This window comes from Chthonomonas sp. (assembly GCF_035294165.1).
Taxonomy (GTDB): Bacteria; Armatimonadota; Chthonomonadetes; order Chthonomonadales; family Chthonomonadaceae; genus Chthonomonas.
Map to the genome: position 1 here is coordinate 19,259 of NZ_DATGLN010000224.1, position 18,565 is coordinate 37,823.

The 18,565-nt window shown below is 55.6% G+C and carries 16 protein-coding genes; 11 read left to right on the forward strand and 5 right to left on the reverse strand.

The genetic code is table 11. From position 1 onward, the window contains the following. Position 1: 1 nt before the first annotated feature. The 11 genes from murD (at position 2) to VKV29_RS12725 (ending at position 12,050) form a co-directional block, all read left to right on the forward strand. Complete coding sequence (murD, locus tag VKV29_RS12675) at positions 2-1,429, forward strand: UDP-N-acetylmuramoyl-L-alanine--D-glutamate ligase (RefSeq protein ID WP_324201678.1); 1,428 nt, start codon at positions 2-4, stop codon at positions 1,427-1,429. After that, entirely contained in the window at positions 1,426-2,631 is a 1,206-nt protein-coding gene (locus VKV29_RS12680; protein ID WP_324201679.1) for a putative peptidoglycan glycosyltransferase FtsW, read from the forward strand. Before murD ends, VKV29_RS12680 begins: the two co-directional genes overlap by 4 nt. Beyond that, positions 2,628-3,773, forward strand: coding sequence for an undecaprenyldiphospho-muramoylpentapeptide beta-N-acetylglucosaminyltransferase (gene murG / locus VKV29_RS12685; RefSeq protein WP_324201680.1), 1,146 nt, complete (start codon positions 2,628-2,630; stop codon positions 3,771-3,773). The genes VKV29_RS12680 and murG overlap by 4 nt, the downstream gene beginning before the upstream one ends. Positions 3,774-3,786: 13 nt before the next feature. Further along, positions 3,787-5,205 (forward strand): UDP-N-acetylmuramate--L-alanine ligase, encoded by a 1,419-nt coding sequence (gene murC / locus VKV29_RS12690; protein ID WP_324201681.1) that lies wholly within the window; start codon positions 3,787-3,789, stop codon positions 5,203-5,205. Next, complete coding sequence (locus tag VKV29_RS12695) at positions 5,202-6,290, forward strand: D-alanine--D-alanine ligase (RefSeq protein WP_324201682.1); 1,089 nt, start codon at positions 5,202-5,204, stop codon at positions 6,288-6,290. The genes murC and VKV29_RS12695 overlap by 4 nt, the downstream gene beginning before the upstream one ends. After that, positions 6,280-7,128 carry a cell division protein FtsQ/DivIB gene (locus VKV29_RS12700; RefSeq protein WP_324201683.1) on the forward strand — a complete coding sequence of 283 codons (849 nt, stop codon included), beginning with the start codon at positions 6,280-6,282 and terminating at the stop codon, positions 7,126-7,128. The genes VKV29_RS12695 and VKV29_RS12700 overlap by 11 nt, the downstream gene beginning before the upstream one ends. After that, positions 7,125-7,898: a DUF881 domain-containing protein gene (locus VKV29_RS12705; RefSeq protein ID WP_324201684.1), complete on the forward strand. Its 774-nt coding sequence runs from the start codon at positions 7,125-7,127 to the stop codon at positions 7,896-7,898. The genes VKV29_RS12700 and VKV29_RS12705 overlap by 4 nt, the downstream gene beginning before the upstream one ends. Then, positions 7,895-8,353: a small basic family protein gene (locus VKV29_RS12710; protein WP_324201685.1), complete on the forward strand. Its 459-nt coding sequence runs from the start codon at positions 7,895-7,897 to the stop codon at positions 8,351-8,353. Before VKV29_RS12705 ends, VKV29_RS12710 begins: the two co-directional genes overlap by 4 nt. A gap of 25 nt (positions 8,354-8,378) precedes the next feature. Further along, the gene (gene ftsA, locus VKV29_RS12715; RefSeq protein WP_324201686.1) at positions 8,379-9,614 is read left to right on the forward strand and encodes a cell division protein FtsA; all 1,236 of its coding nucleotides are present in this window, start codon (positions 8,379-8,381) and stop codon (positions 9,612-9,614) included. 68 nt (positions 9,615-9,682) lie between these two features. Beyond that, a complete protein-coding gene (gene ftsZ, locus VKV29_RS12720; protein WP_324201687.1) occupies positions 9,683-10,795 on the forward strand; it encodes a cell division protein FtsZ in 1,113 nt (370 codons plus the stop codon). 103 nt (positions 10,796-10,898) lie between these two features. Next, positions 10,899-12,050: an IscS subfamily cysteine desulfurase gene (locus VKV29_RS12725; protein ID WP_324201688.1), complete on the forward strand. Its 1,152-nt coding sequence runs from the start codon at positions 10,899-10,901 to the stop codon at positions 12,048-12,050. Between the two features lie 69 nt (positions 12,051-12,119). On the opposite strand, the gene VKV29_RS12730 is transcribed toward VKV29_RS12725, so the two are convergent. The 5 genes from VKV29_RS12730 to VKV29_RS12750 form a co-directional block, all read right to left on the reverse strand. After that, positions 12,120-13,088, reverse strand: coding sequence for a tyrosine recombinase (locus VKV29_RS12730; protein WP_324201689.1), 969 nt, complete (start codon positions 13,086-13,088; stop codon positions 12,120-12,122). 4 nt (positions 13,089-13,092) lie between these two features. Beyond that, entirely contained in the window at positions 13,093-14,610 is a 1,518-nt protein-coding gene (locus VKV29_RS12735; RefSeq protein WP_324201690.1) for a hemolysin family protein, read from the reverse strand. Positions 14,611-14,696: 86 nt separating this feature from the next. Next, on the reverse strand, positions 14,697-15,716 hold the full coding sequence (locus VKV29_RS12740; protein ID WP_324201691.1) for a diacylglycerol kinase: 1,020 nt from the start codon (positions 15,714-15,716) through the stop codon (positions 14,697-14,699). Continuing rightward, positions 15,713-16,168: an rRNA maturation RNase YbeY gene (ybeY, locus tag VKV29_RS12745; RefSeq protein WP_324201692.1), complete on the reverse strand. Its 456-nt coding sequence runs from the start codon at positions 16,166-16,168 to the stop codon at positions 15,713-15,715. The genes VKV29_RS12740 and ybeY overlap by 4 nt, the downstream gene beginning before the upstream one ends. Further along, positions 16,050-18,509 (reverse strand): HDIG domain-containing metalloprotein, encoded by a 2,460-nt coding sequence (locus VKV29_RS12750; RefSeq protein WP_324201693.1) that lies wholly within the window; start codon positions 18,507-18,509, stop codon positions 16,050-16,052. Before VKV29_RS12750 ends, ybeY begins: the two co-directional genes overlap by 119 nt. Between the last annotated feature and the right edge of the window lie 56 nt (positions 18,510-18,565).

The window sequence follows — 18,565 nt, forward strand, 5'->3', positions numbered from 1 at the left end:
GATGCAACCCATCGGCAACTGGAAAGGCAAACAGATTACCGTGGTGGGTGCCGGAAGAAGTGGCCTCGCCGCCGCCGAGGTGTTGCACCAACTCGGTGCAGAGGTGTTGGTGGCCGATCAAAAACCGCCCGAACAGATGCCGGCAACAACGATAGCGAAATTGAGGGAGATGGGAGTGCCCCTATTCGCGCCGGCCAACCCAGAGAACGCCTTCTATCCGGATACACAGCTCGTCGTTACCAGCCCCGGAGTACCAAAGCAGAATCCCCTGCTTCAGCACGCCCTCCAAAGGGGTATTCCCATCTGGTCGGAGATAGAGCTGGCCTATCGTCTTACCGACCTACCCATTGTGGCCATAACCGGCACCAACGGCAAAACCACCACCACCCTGCTCGTTGCGGCCATGCTCGATGCTGGCAACATCCCGGCCGCCCCCTGCGGCAACATCAGCGCCGATGAGATCAAAAAAACGTTGGTGGAGGCGGCAATGCAACGAGATGCCGCCAAAGCGATGGTGCTCGTAGCGGAAGTGTCGAGTTTTCAGCTCGAATGGACGCAGAGTTTTCGACCGAAAATAGGCGTGCTTACCAACATCACCGCCGACCACTTGGATAGGTATGCAAGCCTAGAGGAGTACGCCCAAACAAAAGCGCGGCTCTTCGCCTATCAAACAGCCGAGGATTTCGCCGTTCTTAATGCCGATGACCCCGTCACGCAAACGCTGAATATCAGCGACTTTCGCGCGCAACTCTGCTGGTTTAGCGCTTATAGAGAGCCGGCAGGCCCCATCGCTGCGTGGCGCAATGGGGATTGGCTTTTCTATCGCTCCCCTTCGACTGCAACCATCCGTCTCTTGTCTTTAGCGGATTTTCCAAAATCCCTGCCCGGCATTCACAGCGTCGAGAACGTGTTGGCCGCCGCCATCACAGCTCTGCTGCTTGGAGCCAACCCGGAAGCCGTCGTGGAGGCCGTCCGGCGTTTCAAAGGGGTACCCCATCGCATGGAGCTTGTTGCCGAGAGCGAGGGAGTTATCTATATCAATAACAGCATGTGCACCAACATCGCCGCCGCCGTGCGCTCGTTGGAAGCGCTCTCGCAGCCGGCCATCGTTATTGCCGGCGGAGCAGAGAAAAACTTGGACTTTGCGCCGCTCACGCCGGCGCTTGTGCGCCATGCAAAAGCCCTTGTGCTTATCGGTGAGGCAGCCGAACGTATGGAGCAGACCTTTAGAAAAGGAGGGTTTCAGGCCATCTATCGCGCGGCTTCGCTGGATGAAGCGGTCCGCATGGCACGCGCTCTCGCCTCGCCGGGAGATATCGTCATTCTATCGCCTGCTTGTGCAAGTTTCGACATGTTTGCCAATTTTGAAGCTCGTGGTGCCGCTTTCCGCTCCGCTGTTAAAACCCTTCTCAAGGAGCCAAAACGATGAGCACATCGCGCCAACCGGAGCTAGGGCTTTTCGTTACCGCTGTTGTCCTTACGGTGATTGGGCTTTGGATGGTCCTAGATACCAGTTATGCCCAAACGCTCTATAACATGCACTTAGCGCACGATCCGTTCTTCTTTGTAAAACGACAGGCGATCGGCGCTTTCATCGGCTTCTGTGTGCTTGGCCTGCTTCTCTACACCGACTATCGCCGGTTGCGTGTCGCCGCCATCCCCGCGCTGCTTGTAGGGATTGGGCTGCTCATAGCGGTTCATCTTCCCCACATAGGCATCCGAATGAACGGCGCCGCTCGCTGGATACACCTTGGCCCACTCAGCTTTCAACCCTCCGAAGTTGCCAAGCTCTGCCTCATCCTCTATGTAGCCGCCCGCCTCTCGGTGCCCCGTATCGAGGGTTCAAAAGAGTTGACACGTTCGCGCCGACCAAAAACGGTTGTCTCAATCGAGCATTTAGCGCCGGTTTTTCTGCTGAGCCTCCTCTATCTCATGCTCATTGAGAGACAGCCAGACCTCGGCACCGCCTTTGTGTTGTTCCTTACCTTGCTTACCCAACTCTTTCTGGCCGGTGTGCGTAAACGGCACCTTCTGCTTTTCGCCGGCATGATCGCCTTCTTGGTGCTTATCACAAGCCTTTTTGGGAGAGCTGGCGGAAATAGACAAGAGCGGATTCTCGCCTTTCTGCATCCTCAAAAAGACCTTCAGGGCATCGGCTATCAAATCTATCATGCCCGCTTGGCCGTAGGCTCTGGAGAATGGACAGGGCTGGGGCTGGGCAACGGAAGGGAGAAATACTACCTTCCACAGGCCGATTCGGATTTCGTTTTTGCAACCTATGCCGAAGAAACAGGCCTGGTAGGGGTCTGCGTCTTATTGCTGCTTTTTGGCATCATTAGCTGGCGCGGCTTCGCCATTGCACGCTACACGTCCGACCGTTTTGGGGCGCTTCTTGCTGCCGGCTTAACCGCCCTCATCACCTGGCAGGCCATCGTTAATGTTGCCGTGGCTTCCGACTCGATTCCGGCAACGGGCGTTCCTCTGCCCTTCATCAGCTATGGTTCGACATCTCTTGTTCTTATGTTGGCTGCTATCGGTCTGCTTATGAACATCGCCCACCAGGCCGTCCTTTCCAAGCGGCCGGCTACAGAGAAAATTTCTTCATCTCCAACATGGGAGGGTTCGCCGTGAGAGTGGTGGTGACCGGAGGAGGAACCGGTGGCCATATCTTTCCCGCTCTGGCCGTGGCCGAAAGCCTTACTCAACTTCGCCCCGAAGCGGAGGTGCTCTATATCGGCAGCGCTAACGGCATGGAAGCCCAGCTCGTTCCAGAATACGGTTGGCCTTTTCAGCCTATCGCCGCCCGCAAACTTCGCAAACTGCTTTCCCCTTCAACCTTGTTGGTTCTCTGGTCGCTTTGGAACGGTTACAAGGAGGCGCGAATCTATCTTCGGAGGTTTCGGGCCGAAGCGGTGCTCGGCACCGGCGGTTATGTGGCCGCGGCGGCCGTATTGGCGGCCGCACGTGAGGGCATTCCGTCCGTTATCTGTTCCCCCGATGTTGTGCCAGGCCGCACCAATCGCCTCCTTGCCCGATGGGCACAGCGCATCTGCATCGCTTTTCCCGCTTCCGCCGCTTACTTTCCGCCGGGCCGCGTGGTGCTTACGGGTTTGCCGCTACGAAAAGGCATCATCGCTCCGAAACAGATCACGCCTCAAGAGGCAAGACAACACTTTCCCGGTCTGTCCCCCAATCGCTTCACCCTGCTGGTGCTGGGTGGAAGCCAAGGCGCGCGCGCCATTAATCAGGTGGTTGCGGAATCGGCCTCCGTTTTGCTGGGGGCCGGGGTGCAGGTTCTCCATCAGATAGGAAAGCGCGACTTCTCCGAGTTTTCGACCCTGCTCGAAAGGCGTGACCTGGCAAACAGAGAGGGCTACCATTCGTTTGCATTCCTAGCAATGGAAGAGATGGCCTACGCCTACCGTGCTGCCGATCTCGTGCTGTGTCGTGGCGGCGTCTCTAGCCTTTCAGAGATTTTAGCTAATGGACTCCCCTCCATTGTAGTGCCCCTGCCGACAGCTTATGCCGACCACCAAACCCATAATGCCCGCGCTTTAGAGCAGGCCGGAGCCGCCCTGTTGCTTCCCCAAGCTTCGTTAACACCAGAGCGGCTGACACAACTTGTTTTGGAGCTAAAGAACGAAGCGACTCGGCGTGAGCAGATGCACTATGCCGCCCTGGCTTTGGGCCGCCCCGACGCCGCCGAATCGGTCGCCAACGAAATTCTCTCCATCGTCGAGGCCCAACAGGGTAAAATAGCTTCTTTAAAGTAGGAACATTATCGCTATGCTCAAAGAGCTGCCAAAACATATTCATTTCATCGGCGTTGCCGGTGTGGGGATGAGTGCCCTCGCCCAGGCGGCATTGTCCAGAGGTATAAAGGTGAGCGGGTCCGACCCTCATGCGCAGGCCGACTCCAACCCGGCCGTGGCCAGGCTTTTAAAGGAGGGCGCCGTGATATTCGATTTTCATGCCCGTGAAAACCTCGCGCCATCCGTTGAAATGGTGGTTGCTTCAGCTGCCGTTCCAGAAGACAACCCAGAGTTGCAAGAGGCCTATCGTAGAGGACTGCCCGTCCTTACGCGAGCGGCCTTTCTCGGTGCCCTAATGGATGATCACCCCGGCCCCACCCTAGCCGTAGCCGGCACACACGGCAAAACCACCACCACGGCGATGATCGGCGTTATGCTGCAACAGGCCGGTAAAGACCCCACTGTTTTCGTTGGCGCCGAAGTGCCTCAGCTGGGTGGGAACGCCCGTATCGGCGCGCCATCGGCTCCCTTCGTTACCGAAGCTTGCGAAGCCTACGGCTCTTTTCTGCATCTTCATCCCCACTATGCCGTGATCACCAACATCGAGGCCGATCATTTGGACTACTATCAGACTTCTGAAAACGTGGTGAGCAGCTTTCGCAACTTTGCAGCCCAAATCCGCTCTGCCGAGGGCGCGCTGATCGTGTGCCGAGATGATCCGGGGGTGCAACAGCTTCTCAAAACCTTCCACCCGTCTTGCGCCCTCTACACCTATAGTCTCAACGATGTTAAAATTTTAGAGGAGGGTCAACACACCCGCTTCCTTTGGAACCACGGAGGGCGTGAGCTAACAATAACCCTTTCCCTTCCTGGCCGACATAATCTGCTCAATGCCCTTGCGGCCGCTTTAGCCGGTCAGCTCTTTGGTCTTACCGAGACACAGATCGCACAAGGACTGGCCGCATTTACCGGTGTGGAACGCCGACAGGAGCCGATCGGTACGGTGAGCCTGCCGAACGGCACCATCCAGATTATAGATGACTACGCCCACCACCCAACGGAAATCCATGCCACCCTTGCAGCCCAACGTCAAGCCCATCCCCATTCTCGTCTTCTTGTGGTATTTCAACCCCATCTCTACAGTCGAACCCGCGACTTTCTCAACGAGTTTGCTGCAGCGCTTGCTGAAGCCGATGCGGTTATCGTTACCGATATCTATCCGGCACGTGAACGTCCCATCCCCGGCGTGCGTACAGCCGATATCGTGCATGGCGTTGTACGCCTAAAACCCTCAATTCCGGCCATCTTTCTGCCCAATAAAACCGACGCTCCCAAAATGCTACACGCCTTAGCCCAACCCGGCGATGTCGTGCTGTTTCTTGGAGCCGGCGATATTCGTGATGAGGCCGTCTCCTTCTTCCATCTTCTCCAAAAGGCAGGGCTTGCCGAATGACCCCGACCGATAGAAAATGCAGGGTACTGGTTTTAATGGGCGGCAGCTCCTCCGAGCGAGCCGTCTCTCTGTCGAGTGGCAAGATGATTCTCGAAGCGCTCGATCCGTCGCGCTACGAGGCCACAGGAGCCGACATGGATGCTCTGTTTCGTTTAGCCGTGGAGCATTTAGTTAGCCTGTCGGAAGCAGGAAAACCGCTGCCTGGCGCCGAATGGTTAGAAAAACAACTTCATCGCATTTTGCCTGCCCAAACCGCCCAGCGTCCCGATGTCGTTTTCATCGCTTTGCATGGGCGAAACGGTGAAGATGGTAGAGTTCAAGGCCTCCTCGATCTACTCGGCATACCCTACACGGGTTCAGGCGTTTTGGCCAGCGCTTTGGCAATGAACAAGCATATCTCCAAACAACTCTTTCGGGCCGACGGCCTGCCGACCGTCCCCGACATCGCCGTGGCACGCGGAAAAATCCCGCCGCTAACTTCTTTATTGGAAAACATCACGTCGCAATGGGGCGGCCTTCCTGTGTTCGTAAAGCCCAACGAAGAAGGCTCCAGCGTGGGATGTACTCTCGTGGAACGCCCGGAACAGCTTGAGACCGCCATCGAAACCGCCCTCTGCTACGATACTTTGGCACTTATTGAACCGTATGTATCCGGAACCGAGATAACGGTCGGCGTTCTGGAACACCCGGAGTCTGGCGAATTGGAAGCGTTGCCAGTTGTGGAAATCGTTCCGAGAGCGACTTATTATGATTATAATAGCAAATATACTATCGGCGGTAGCGAGCATATCATTCCGGCGCGGCTCCCTTTCGAGGTGCTCTCGAAAGCCCAGCAGGTTGCGCGACGCTGCCATGAGCTATTGGGATGTCGTGGCATGTCCCGCACCGACATGATCGTCAAGAACCAGGAACCGTTGGTCTTAGAAGTGAACACGATTCCGGGCATGACGCCTACAAGCCTCTTGCCCGACGCTGCGGCCTTTGCCGGAATTTCGTTTACCGAACTGGTCGAACGGCTCATCCGCTGTGCCCTCCGTCAGGCAGCTACCCCAAAACAGGAGACGACCACGGCTTATGATGGCTGATCTTCCTCCAAAGAGCTATCGTTCTACAGCACAGAAACGTCGGCGTGTGGTAGGCCTGCTGTCTCTTCTGCTCTTCATCGAGGTTGCTTGTGCCCTCTTCACCTCACCCTATTTGCGCGTACGCAACGTGGCTCTCAAGGGGCTTTCCGGCCTATCCCCCCAAGAGATCGCTCAAACCCAACAAACTGCCGCCAAGCTGTTGAGACATAACTGGTTTTTGGCACCCACAAGTTCGGTTCGCCGAGCATTGCACAACTTGCCGTGGGTACGTTCGGTGCATATTGTCCGCCATTTCCCGCACACCCTGCAGCTGGTCATCGGCACACGTCAGCCCTTTTGCCGCCTCGTTGTCGGCTTGACAACCTACGAAATGGACGACGAAGGCGTGCCCATTCGCTTAGCGCGCAGCCCTCTGCCTACCTTACCCACTGTCCGTCTGCCGCAAGAGGCCGTGGTTTGCGGCAGACCGCTCGATGACATAGAGATCGGCGCTTTGCTTACCATTCTCAAACAGAGTCGAATAGAAAATCATCCTGCCATTGCAGACGTGGAGGTTGATTCTGAGCGAAATATATGCTTAAATATGTCAGATGGTATGCGCGTGCTCTTCGGCCAAGCGGAGGAAATAGAAAAGAAAATCGCTCTCCTGAATCGGATTTATGAACTACAACCCAATGTTGCAAAACTACTTTCTGTTGTCAATCTTACGTGTCCATCACATCCGGCGGGCATCCCACGGGTCGCTTATCTGAAAGCGACCTCCCAACCGGAGGCGTCGAGCACAGCCCATTCCATACTGTTGTCGCCAAGAAACGGACGGAGCAAAATCCAAGGATGAACATTTTTACCTCTAACATAAGTCACCGGTCCTTTATTTGGCAGCTCACGGCGCTCTGCTTCATTTTAGGGCTTATTCTTTCGGCCACTTGGCGGGTGGTTACCCAGTTCTCACGCGCCGGTACAGGCCCCCAGCGCGAAGGGTTCGTCTACGGTAGTAGCATGGATACGGCCAAAAAACTTGAGGACTACCAAAGCGAAATTAAGCACCTTCGTGATGAAAACCAAAAACTCAACGATGAGCTTGCCCGTAGAAAGGGCGGCGCCGACACCATCAATCAAGAACTAAAGGACGCCCGCAAATTTGCAGGGCTAACCGATCTTGTTGGCCCGGGCGTCGAGGTGATCCTCAACGACAACAAAAAGCAGTCGGTCTCCGCAAATGAACCTTACACCATGCAAAACCTTATTCATGATACAGACATTGAAGAGGTCGTTAACGAACTGCGCGCCTCCGGTGCCGAAGCCATTGCCGTGAACGGTCAGCGCATTGTGGCCACAAGCGCCATTCGCTGCGTGGGGCCTGTTATCCAGGTAAACGGAGTGCCGACCACCCCTCCCTATGTCATCCAGGCTATTGGGGACCCCAATGCACTTTGGGGTGGCTTAAATCTGCCGGGAGGCCTTTTGCAACAACTTCGCGCAGTTAGTCCTGCCATGGTTAAGGTAGAACGAGTTCAGAAACTTCATATTCCTGCCTATGCAGGCAGTACTCAAATGCGTTACGGTCGTGTACCAGCATCTTCTGATGTAAACGAGACAACAAAATGAAATCTTGGCAAGTCCTTTTACCGGTAACCGGTCTCATTGCCGGTGCTGCTATGGGAACGGAGGCCTTTTCCCTGTTCAAATGGCAAGTCCCTCCTCAGCTGGCCCCCTATCTATCGCTGGCCGCCCTCGCCGGGCTAGATACTGTATTCGGAGGCATACGTGCCGGCATCGAAGGCCGTTTCCAAAACGATATCTTTACAAGCGGATTCATCCTTAATACCCTACTGGCCGCTCTGCTCGCCTGGATCGGCGATCATCTTGGCATTAACCTAGCCTTTGTGGCCGTTCTCGTCCTCGGAGCGCGGGTGTTCAACAATCTCTCCCTCATCCGACGCTATTACCTCAATAATCTTGCACTGGCAAGAAAACGCCAGCAGGAAGAGGCCGCCGCCCAGCAAGCCGGCTATAATCCCGCTCCGATCACCCCAAAATCGGAGATCGGTGAAGGAATCTAAAATCTTATGACACGGAACAGATAGCGTGCCCAAAAAGCCAATCATAGCCGCACTTGATATAGGAACCACCAAAATATGCGCGCTTATCTCCGAGCTGCACGGTCATCAAGAGATCGTGGTAACCGGCATCGGGCTGGAGCCGTCTCAGGGGATAAAGCGAGGCGTCGTTGTGGATTTAGAGGCAACCGCTCGTTCGGTGGAGCAGGCGCTCTCGAAAGCCGTGCAACAGGCCGGTTACGATATTGAGGCTGCCTATGTGGGGGTTACCGGGGAACATATCGCCTCTTTAAACAGTGAGGGCAGCATCACCATAGCCCAACCCAATCATGAGATCACGTCGGCGGATGTCGCCCACGCCATTCAGGTGGCTCGTAACATCACTCTGCCGCCGGACAGGCGCATTCTTCATGCCATTCCGCGCGGCTTTACCGTAGATGGGCAATGCGGCATTCGCGACCCCATTGGCCTAAGCGGGAAGCAGCTAGAGGTAAGTCTGCATATCGTACACGGGGCTACAACCTTTTTGGAAAACGTCGAGAAGTGCGTAACGCGGGCAGGGGTCGCCGTCATCGAGGCGGTACTCGAACCGATCGCCACCGCAGAGGCCGTTCTGCTGGAAGCGGAGAAGGAACTTGGCGTCTGTTTGGTGGATATTGGAGGCGGTACATCGGACGTGGCCGTGTTTCAAAATGGAGCCATCTGTCACTCATCCGTTGTCCCTATCGGCGGAAATCACGTGACAAACGATCTTGCCTACGGCTTAACCGTCGCACCAGAAGAGGCGGAAAGACTCAAAACCGAAAGCGGCAGCGCCTCGCCAAAACTCGTCATCGAAGACGAGCTTGTGCAAGTCCAGCAGTTGGGACGGGAAAAGTCGAGGCGACTTCCTCGCATGGAGCTGGTACACATTATCGAGCCTCGCATGCAAGAGCTTTTCGAGATGGTACGAGACGATCTAAAATCGGAAGGCCTGTTAGGCCAGGTGCCCGCAGGCCTTGTGCTAAGCGGTGGCGGAAGCCTTTTAGCCGGATGTGAAGAGGTGGCTCACGATGTGCTGGCATTGCCGGTACGGCTAGGCACCCCGGCGCGACTCGGCGGCCTGGGTGAGACTTTAACCCACCCCATGTACGCTACAGCGGTAGGGCTTCTGCGCTATGGTGCCCAGCGCCAGTTAAAAGCACCGGTGCAGGCTTCTTACCAAAAGGCGACAGGGCTACTGCCCGGCCTGCTCAAATGGTTTCGTAAGATTTTCGATGTATAGCTTATCTGGTATAAACGGATAGGGGCGCAAACCAACATACGAAATATTAAAGGGGGATATACCTGCCGATGATAAATAATAACCTAATTGGAAGCAATCTGCCCGACCTCGGTTCCGCACGTATCAAAGTCGTTGGTGTTGGCGGTGGTGGCACCAACGCGGTGAACCGCATGATCGAGGCCGGCCTTACGGGCGTCGAGTTCATTGCAATGAATACCGACGTCCAGGTGCTTAACATCTCCAAAGCGAACCGCAAACTCCAGCTCGGTGAAAACTCCACACGCGGTTTGGGAGCCGGCGGTGACCCGAATCTGGGGCGCACGGCCGCCGAAGAGAGCAAAAGCGAGATCAAAAAAGTGCTCGATGGGGCCGATATGGTCTTCATTACCGCCGGCATGGGCGGTGGTACCGGCACGGGCGCAGCACCCATCATCGCCGAAATAGCACGCGAGATCGGCGCCCTTACCGTGGCCGTTGTTACAAAGCCTTTTAAGTTTGAAGGCCCTCTACGCGAACGCCTCGCCGAAGAGGGCATCGAGACCTTGAAAGCACGTGTGGATACCATCATCGTGGTGCCAAACCAACGCCTTCTCTCGATAAGCGATCGCCATATGACGCTGGTAGACGCCTTCAAGACCGCCGATGATGTCCTCCGCCAAGGCGTTCAAGGCATCTCCGACATCATCACCATCCCCGGCATGATCAATGTGGACTTCGCCGATGTGAAAGCCATCATGACCGGGGCCGGCCCGGCACTTATGGGCATCGGAATGGCCGAAGGCGACCATCGTGCCGTCGAAGCCGCCCAAATGGCCGTCTCCTCCCAGCTGCTAGAAACCAGCATCAACGGGGCTACGCGTGTGCTTGTGAACGTGACATCGGGCAACGACCTTACCCTCTCCGAATTCAATGAGGCTGCCGACCAGATCGCACAACTATGCGACCAGCGCGATGCGAATATCATCTACGGATGGGTGCCAGACCCCAGCATGGAGGGCGCTGTGCGCATTACCGTACTAGCCACCGGCTTTGGCAGCGTGGACAGTCGGCCGCAGCAGCCGACGGGACAACAGCCTACCTCCACCCAGAAACCGGCCCCACCTCAGCCAACCAAACCGCAGGAGCCAGAACGGGTTACGCCCGAAGACATTGATATTCCCGCCTTTCTCCGGCGGCGTTAGCCACTGCACGGGAACAACTCTCTCCACCGATGAGTAGAGTTATATCGGTATATCCCGAAAAAGATTAAGGGCGTTATCGCTTAAGCATCGCCGGAAACCTGCTGTGGCAACGAATAAGACAATCTATCTGGATCACGCAGCTACCACCCCCATCGAGCCGGAGGTGTTAGAGGCGATGCTGCCTTGGCTTCAAGAGGGCTTTGGCAACCCCTCTAGCATCCACCGGCTTGGACGTGAGGCGCGGGCCGCTCTTGATTCGGCCCGCGATTCGGTGGCCGCTCTCATCGGTGCCGACTACAGTGAAGTCTACTTCACCTCAAGCGGCACCGAGGCCGACAACCTGGCCATCATCGGCACGATGTTAGCTGCCCCACCCTCCAAAAATCATCTTGTGGTCTCCGCCATTGAACACCATGCCGTGCTCCATTCCGCTCACTTTTTGGAGACGCTAGGCTATCGGGTGACGATGGTGCCGGTAAACTCGGATGGGGTGGTAGAACCTCAGGCCGTCGCCGATGCCATCACAGACTCTACGACACTTGTCTCCATAATGCACGCCAATAACGAGATCGGAACGATTCAGCCCATTGCCAAGATAGCCGCAATCGCACATGAGCGGGGAGCGCTTTTCCATACAGATGCCGTACAAACAGCGGGGCTTCTGCCCATCCACGTACGAGAACTGAATTGCGACCTCCTTTCCCTTAGCGCCCACAAGCTCTACGGCCCTAAAGGAGCCGGTGCCCTCTACATTCGTCAGGGGCTTAAAGTAACCCCCATCCTCTATGGCGGGGCACAGGAAAGGGAAAAACGAGCCGGTACCGAGAATGTAGCGGCCCTTGTTGGCTTTGGCAGAGCGGCAGAACTTGCGAGGGCGCGGCGTCAAAAAGATGCTGTAGCCATTGCCACGCTTCGCGATAGGCTCCAACAGAAACTCTTGGAGGGGTGCCCAGACCTCCGTATAAATGGCCATCGGCACTACCGCCTTCCAGGCCTTCTTAACGTTTCCGTGGAAGGCATCGAGGGTGCAACCCTGCTGATGAATCTCGACCGTCTCGGCATTGCCGTCTCCAGCGGAGCCGCCTGCTCCTCCGGCTCCATCGAGCCTTCTCACGTTCTTCTAGCCCTCGGACTTCCGCGTTCTCTTGCTGCGAGCGGCATTCGCTTTAGCATTGGCCGTCACAACACCGTAGACGAGATAGACCACGCCGCCGAGGCCTATCTCTCCGTTGTTCATCGGCTCAGGCGGAACTGATCAACTATCGAGCCATTTCTTTTATGCGTTTATTATTAGCAGAAGAATTTGTCAATAAAAAGTAGTTTTTTACTTTGCCCGTGGGTGCTTCTGCTTGTAGACCTCTTTCAGCCGAAGATTGCTGACGTGGGTATAGATTTCGGTAGTGGTGATTTGGCGATGCCCCAAAAGCTCCTGAATGGTGCGCAGATCGGCCCCTTGCGACAACAGATGCGTGGCGAAAGAGTGACGGATAACATGCGGGGAAACCGGCTCATGAATCTCCGCTTTGGTAGCCCGCTCGCGTAATATCAGCCGTACCTGCACACGGGTTAACATTCCGCCACGTTGATTCGGAAAAAGGTAGGGGCTTGCCGCTTCCTTCAACCCGATTCCGGTAGCGCGTGGTCGGCCCCGTTTACGCTCGCGAGGAACAGGCTCTTGGCCGGTCTGCAACACCTGTCGTCTCTTTTCCAAATAGAGCGCCAGATAATCGGCCGCCGTCTTCCCCATAGGCACAAGTCGCTCCTTGCGCCCCTTTCCGTAACAACGGATCATGCCCGACTCCCAGTCTACATCGTCAACGGTAAGTGCGCAAAGCTCGGATACCCTTAGGCCGGTAGCGTAAAGCAGTTCACAAAGCGCCTGATCGCGCAGGGAACGCGGGTCTTGAGGGTCTGGAATATGCAGCAACCGCTCCACACTATCCATCGAAAGCGCACGTGGCAACCGTGCCGGGCGTTTTCGGCTAGGGATGTTGGCCATAAAATCGTCTTTGCGGGCACCGGCTACCACCAAATAGCGTGCGAAAGAGTGTAAAGCCCCAAGCTTTCGCGCAATGCTGTTTTCAGAAAACCTTTGTTCCAGCATCTGCGCAATCCAGGCTAGCACGTGCGTCTCTGTGAGATCTCCTACTGTGCGGGCACCGCGTTGCATGGCTAAGAGGAGAAACTGCCCTAGATCCGTACGATAGCCTGCCACTGTGTTTTGCGAAAAGCCACGTTCTCGCGCAATATAGCTCAGAAAATCCTCCACATAGCTGTGCAACTCATTTGGCATAGCTTTATCTCTCCAAACCGCTTGGTTTTTCTTCCTGTGTCTTATCGCTCACCACTGCCTGCTCGTCATCCACCTCTTCTTGCTCCGCTTGGTGTGGCATAGGCAGCTCCATTTTCACTTTGGTAATGCGTCGCCCATCGGTGGCTTCCACGCAGAATCGAATATCCTCGTAAACCACCTCTTCGCCCGCCTGTGCCTGCCGCCCCAAAAGCGCAAATACAAACCCGCCAATGGTATCGGCCTCCTCCTCAGGGAGATGAAGCTCGAACCGCTCGTTGATGTCTTCCAGGCTCATGCGCCCGTCGAGAAGATAGGTGCGGTTATCAATCTCAGTAACCATCGGCTCTTCCGTATCGTACTCATCCTGAATATCGCCCACAATCTCCTCAAGCAGGTCTTCGATGGTGACCAATCCAGACGTGACCCCATATTCATCGCGCACAATGGCGATCTGCTGGCGGCTTCTGCGAAACTCCGATAGCAACTCACCTATCTTCTTGGTCTCCGGAATGAAATAGGCAGGGCGCATGATGCGCCGTATATCCGCCTCACCTGCCTCCGTGCTTACGGCGAGACCCAGCAAATCCTTCGCATGCACGATGCCGATAATGTTATCCATATCGCCTTCATAGATCGGAATACGCGAATGCCCCGACTCTCCGATAAGGCGAACAAGTTCTGATAGCGATCCTCCTATCTCAAAGGCCGTAATGTCAATGCGTGGGGTCATCACCTTACGCACAGGCGTATCGCCGAAATCGAGGATCGATTCGATCATCTCGGTCTCTTCAGCTTCAAGAACCCCCTGCTTTTCGCTGGCTTCCACCAACAGTTTGATCTCCTCTTCGTTGATCGCCGGAGGCGAGAAGCTGGCCGTCCCACCAAAGGGCTTTAGCACAAGGTTAGAGAGGGCGGTGAGCAATGAGACGGCTGGCACAAGCAGAGTCTGCAGCCAACTAAGCGGATAGACCGCCACCAGCGCAATGCGCTCCGCATACTGCAGGCCTAAACTCTTCGGTGCAACCTCCCCTATAACGAGCGTTAGCACCGCCACAGGCAAGGTAACAACCAACAGGGCAATGGTGCCGGCATATAGGGTAAACATCGTAGGCAGATGCGCTCGCAACCAGGCGGCTAAGGGTTCCACCGTGCTACTGGCGGCCAAGCCGGAGGAGAGTGTGGCGACCACCGTAACCCCGATCTGTATGGTGGCCATAAGCCGCGTGAGCTGTTCTCCCGATGTCATCTTAAGCGCCAACTGGGCGCTACGCAGCCCTTCATCTGCGAGCTGATGCAGCCGGGTTTTGCGCACCATAATGAGAGCGTATTCCGCCATGGCAAACAGGCCGTTCACCAGAATGAGCAGAAACGCAATACAAAGCGCAATAAGCATTTGTGAGGGTCTCGGCGCCGTTGCAGCCGGCAAAGAAGAGACCGTAAGACGAGCATTTGGACGGGCAAGTAGCGCCTGAGTTGCCCCTACAAGCACCATTCCCACCACGACGCCCCATATCCAGCGCACGCCGGTTCGGGGCTGCGAACTCGGACCCTCTGTTTCAGATGGTCGTCTAGAACGATGTCTCTTTTTGCGGTTCATGGCAAGCATGGTTAATGGCTCGAAGCCGGGTCTAAAGCGCGCTCATTTGCTTTGTGCGGTGTCTGTGAAAGCTGGTCTGAGGCTCTCCCTACGCTGTGTACCGCTGCGGTAGACGACGTTACCCGATGCATTGTCCAGCTACGAACGAGCGGCATAAGTCGAAAGACCAGGGAGGTAAGAAAAATGGCAATAACCGCACCAAGAATGACCTCTCTCACGGAATGAACCCCTGCCTCTACACGGCTATGCGCGATGAGTACGGCCAACAACACGGCAAGGACGGCAATATAGGAGTTGGCAGCGGTAAAGAAGATGGTCATGGCCAGAAGAAAGCCCAGAGCCGTGTGGCCGCTGATGATACCTCCATGCCAGGGGGAGCCGGTGTTACTTAGCAGCTTGGAGATGATGACCAATAACGCGAGTGCTACGACCCCAATAACAACTACCTGTACGATGTCGGGACCCGTGTTCTGACGCATCTGTTCCTGAATCTGCACCAGCTTCTTCTGACCGAAGAAGATAAGAACCCCGGCAATGATAGCGTTCATAGCAGACAGCAGCACCGCCCCGGCGGCCACATCCTTTGCTAACTTCGCTGCAGGGTTATAGTGCTCGGTCACCATATCCACGATGATCTCGACGGCGGTATTGAACATCTCCGATACGATAACCAGCGTAATGGCAAACAGCAGCACAAGCATGTCGCGGTTATCGAAATTAAGCAGCAATCCCGAAAGTAGCACGGCCACGAGCACGATAAAGTGAATTCGCATGTTCCGCTGGGTACGGAAGCAGTGCAAAATGCCGTCTTGTGCATTGCGAAAACCGACGAAGGCGCCTGCGCGCTGCGAGACGGGTCTATTATCGCTTTCGAAGTAGCTGAGAAGCGATCGCAGAAGCGATAGAGGCTCTTTTACCGGCTCAACCTGGTCAGAACCATCTATACGTTTAGGCCGAGAGCGGCGCTTTGGTGCGGTAAGCTCCCGATCTATAGAAGACCCCGGCGATGTCTCCATTTTTTCCTGGCTCATAACTTCTCCACAGGGTCTAAGGAGACCCCCAGTATCTCGCGCTCTTTATGGCGCATGATAGCGGCACCTTGCTCCGTTTCGTCCTCATAACCGAGGAGATGAAGTGTGCCGTGCACTGCCAAGAGCGCTAGTTCATCGGCGAGAGCGATACGATGCTGTTGCGCCTGACGAAGGGCCGTATCCACAGAGATAACGACGTCGCCTAGCAGCAGAGGAAGATCATCGGCAGATGTTACAGACGTCGGATCAGGCTCGGTGTGCTGGCCAAAGGAGAGCACATCGGTGGGAGAGTCTTTGCCTCGATACAAGAGGTTGAGTTGATGCACTTCTGCATCATTTGTCAGCAGAATGCTCACCTCGGCGCGGCTCCTTCCTTCGCTTTGAAGGAGTTGACGAACGGCGCGTCGAAGCGGTAGCGTCGGAACTCTCTTGGGATAGTTGCGACAAATCATGATGGGCATAGGTTTCTAGTTCGGCCTCCGCTGCTTCAGGGACGATCGAGGAAAGCACCGATGCTTCGGTATCTATGTAGGGTTCTAGCAGCAATGAAGAGCTAACGTCCTTTCTCTCGATCTCCTGTTCAATGGGAAGGTTTGCATCAAAAGTTACGAGTGCGTCTGGCTTTGCAGGGGCAGAGCCTTGATTGGGATAGGGTACGCGACGATGACAAATGGCTTGAAGGATTCTCAAAAAAGCATCGGAAATTAGGCGCATATCCCGAAAGGTTAGGGGGCATTCGTCGAACTGCCCGTCCTCGGCCTTATTATGGAGTATCTCCTCCACGAGTCGATGCAGTTGTTCTGGGTCGGGGTTTTCCAGACTACGCGCTGCTGCTTCCACCGAATCCGCCATCATGACAATGGCGGCCTCTCGTGTCTGCGGTTTGGGGCCTGGGTAACGGAATCGTTTTTCGAAACCGGGAGGCATCTCATCTCCCCCCCCATTGTCCATGAGAGCACGATGATAAAAATAGCTGATGAGCGTCGTGCCGTGATGCTGCTCGATAATGTCGCATATCTCCTGCGGAAGCCTTGCCGCTTTAGCGATCTTCACTCCGTCACGCACATGGGCTATGATGATAATCGCCGATAAAGAGGGGCTTAAACGGCTATGAACGTTCTCACGCCGTTGGTTCTCCACGAAGAACTCGGGGTGATCCATTTTTCCGATATCGTGATAGTACCCCCCGATCCGACACAGCAGAGCGTCAGCCCCTATGGCTCTCGCTGCCGCCTCTGCCAACGTACCGACCATCATGCTGTGGGCATAGGTGCCTGGAGCCAACGTACAAAGTTTCTGCAATAGAGGATGATCGGTAGAGGAAAGCTCCATGAGGAGGGAAGGGGTTAATAGGCCAAAAGGTTTTTCAAGGGCCAACGTGCCTATCCAATAGAGGAAGGTAGCCACCGGCGCGGTTAAAATAACCGCCCATAAAGTGCCACGAAGCATATCCGCCGGTTCGTCGTCGAAGAGCATTCCCAACAACCACACCATGGCCACGTTCACGATGGCCAATATGAGGAGCAGCATGAGAAGCCGGTTTTTGCGCTTCGTCACCTGAACGCCCATAATTCCAACCAGTCCACTTACCAACGTCATCACCGTGAAGCGCACCTCATGATTCATCAAAATGCCTGTCAACGCCGCCATCACGGCCACCAATAACACGGCCAAGTTCATATCAATAAGGGCACAGACCAGCATGCCCATTGCCGTTACGCTGGCGATACTGAGATAGCCGGGCTGACCGTTCGACACGGTCATACCGAACAGCACCGCTCCCGCCTTTAAACCGAACACGGCCAGCACAACGATCGTCCACAGCAGCGCCATGCGCCTGCGATTCCTGTAGACCTGGGGCAGGTTTACGGCGATATAGTAGTTAATGGATAGAACCATGAGGACTGTCAAAACGGCAATTGCAACATTCGTGGCCAACTCCTCGCGCGGGTTCACCAAACCGAGCGCGGTGAGCTTATCTAACGCCTGCTGGGTAACGATCTCGCCCGGCGCCAGAATGCGATCGCCCATGAAAACGCGGTCAATATAAGGTCGCACGGAATGTATGGCGGCCTCACGTGCCTGCTCGGTTTTGCGCGCGTCGAAATGCAGATTGGGCCGAAGAGCGTGCTCGATGACCATGCGGGCTATCACGCGATCTTGGGCGTCGGGCAGAGCGTTGTCGAGGGCCTCACTAGTCTGCGCAATGGCATCTTTTAAGTCCTGCCCTTGGTCGCGTATCTCTCGCTCCATCGCAGCGCTTACAAGATGGTTTGTTACCTGTTGCAGCCGCTGAAACACAGGCTCTGGCAGCGTAAGCATACGCCGCAAGGCATCGGGAGGCAGTAGGGAGGTGAATTGAGAAGAGACCACCGCGTTATGAAGGTCTATGGCACGAATAGGGCTATGTGCTTGAAGAGCAGCGCGTTCTGCCTGCATTCGTTCAAAGAGCTGGGCAACCGTGCGCAGCGCCTGCACATTGGCCTTGTCGTCGGGGTCGAAAACGGGGTGAACGGCTTCCGCCGCCGCCTCCTGGAGACGACGCGTTTTTGTAGTATCCACATAGAACACGCTGCGGCCGGCGCGTATTTCTCGCGGGCTTACCTCGCCGACACGCAGGTAGATATGCCCTGCCCCCGGCTGATAGGCCAGCAGAAGCGTCAAAAGGAGGATGGTGCCAACGATCAGGAGGGGCGAGAAGATACGGGTCAGGTGTCGTTCCTGATTCTCTTGGCGCTCACGAAACGCGAGAAACGGCCGTGAATGCAGTAGTTTTTTAAAAGGTTTTATCATAGGCAATCGGGCTTATACACTTATACGCCCCTCGCAGAAGGCTAAGACGTGCACAT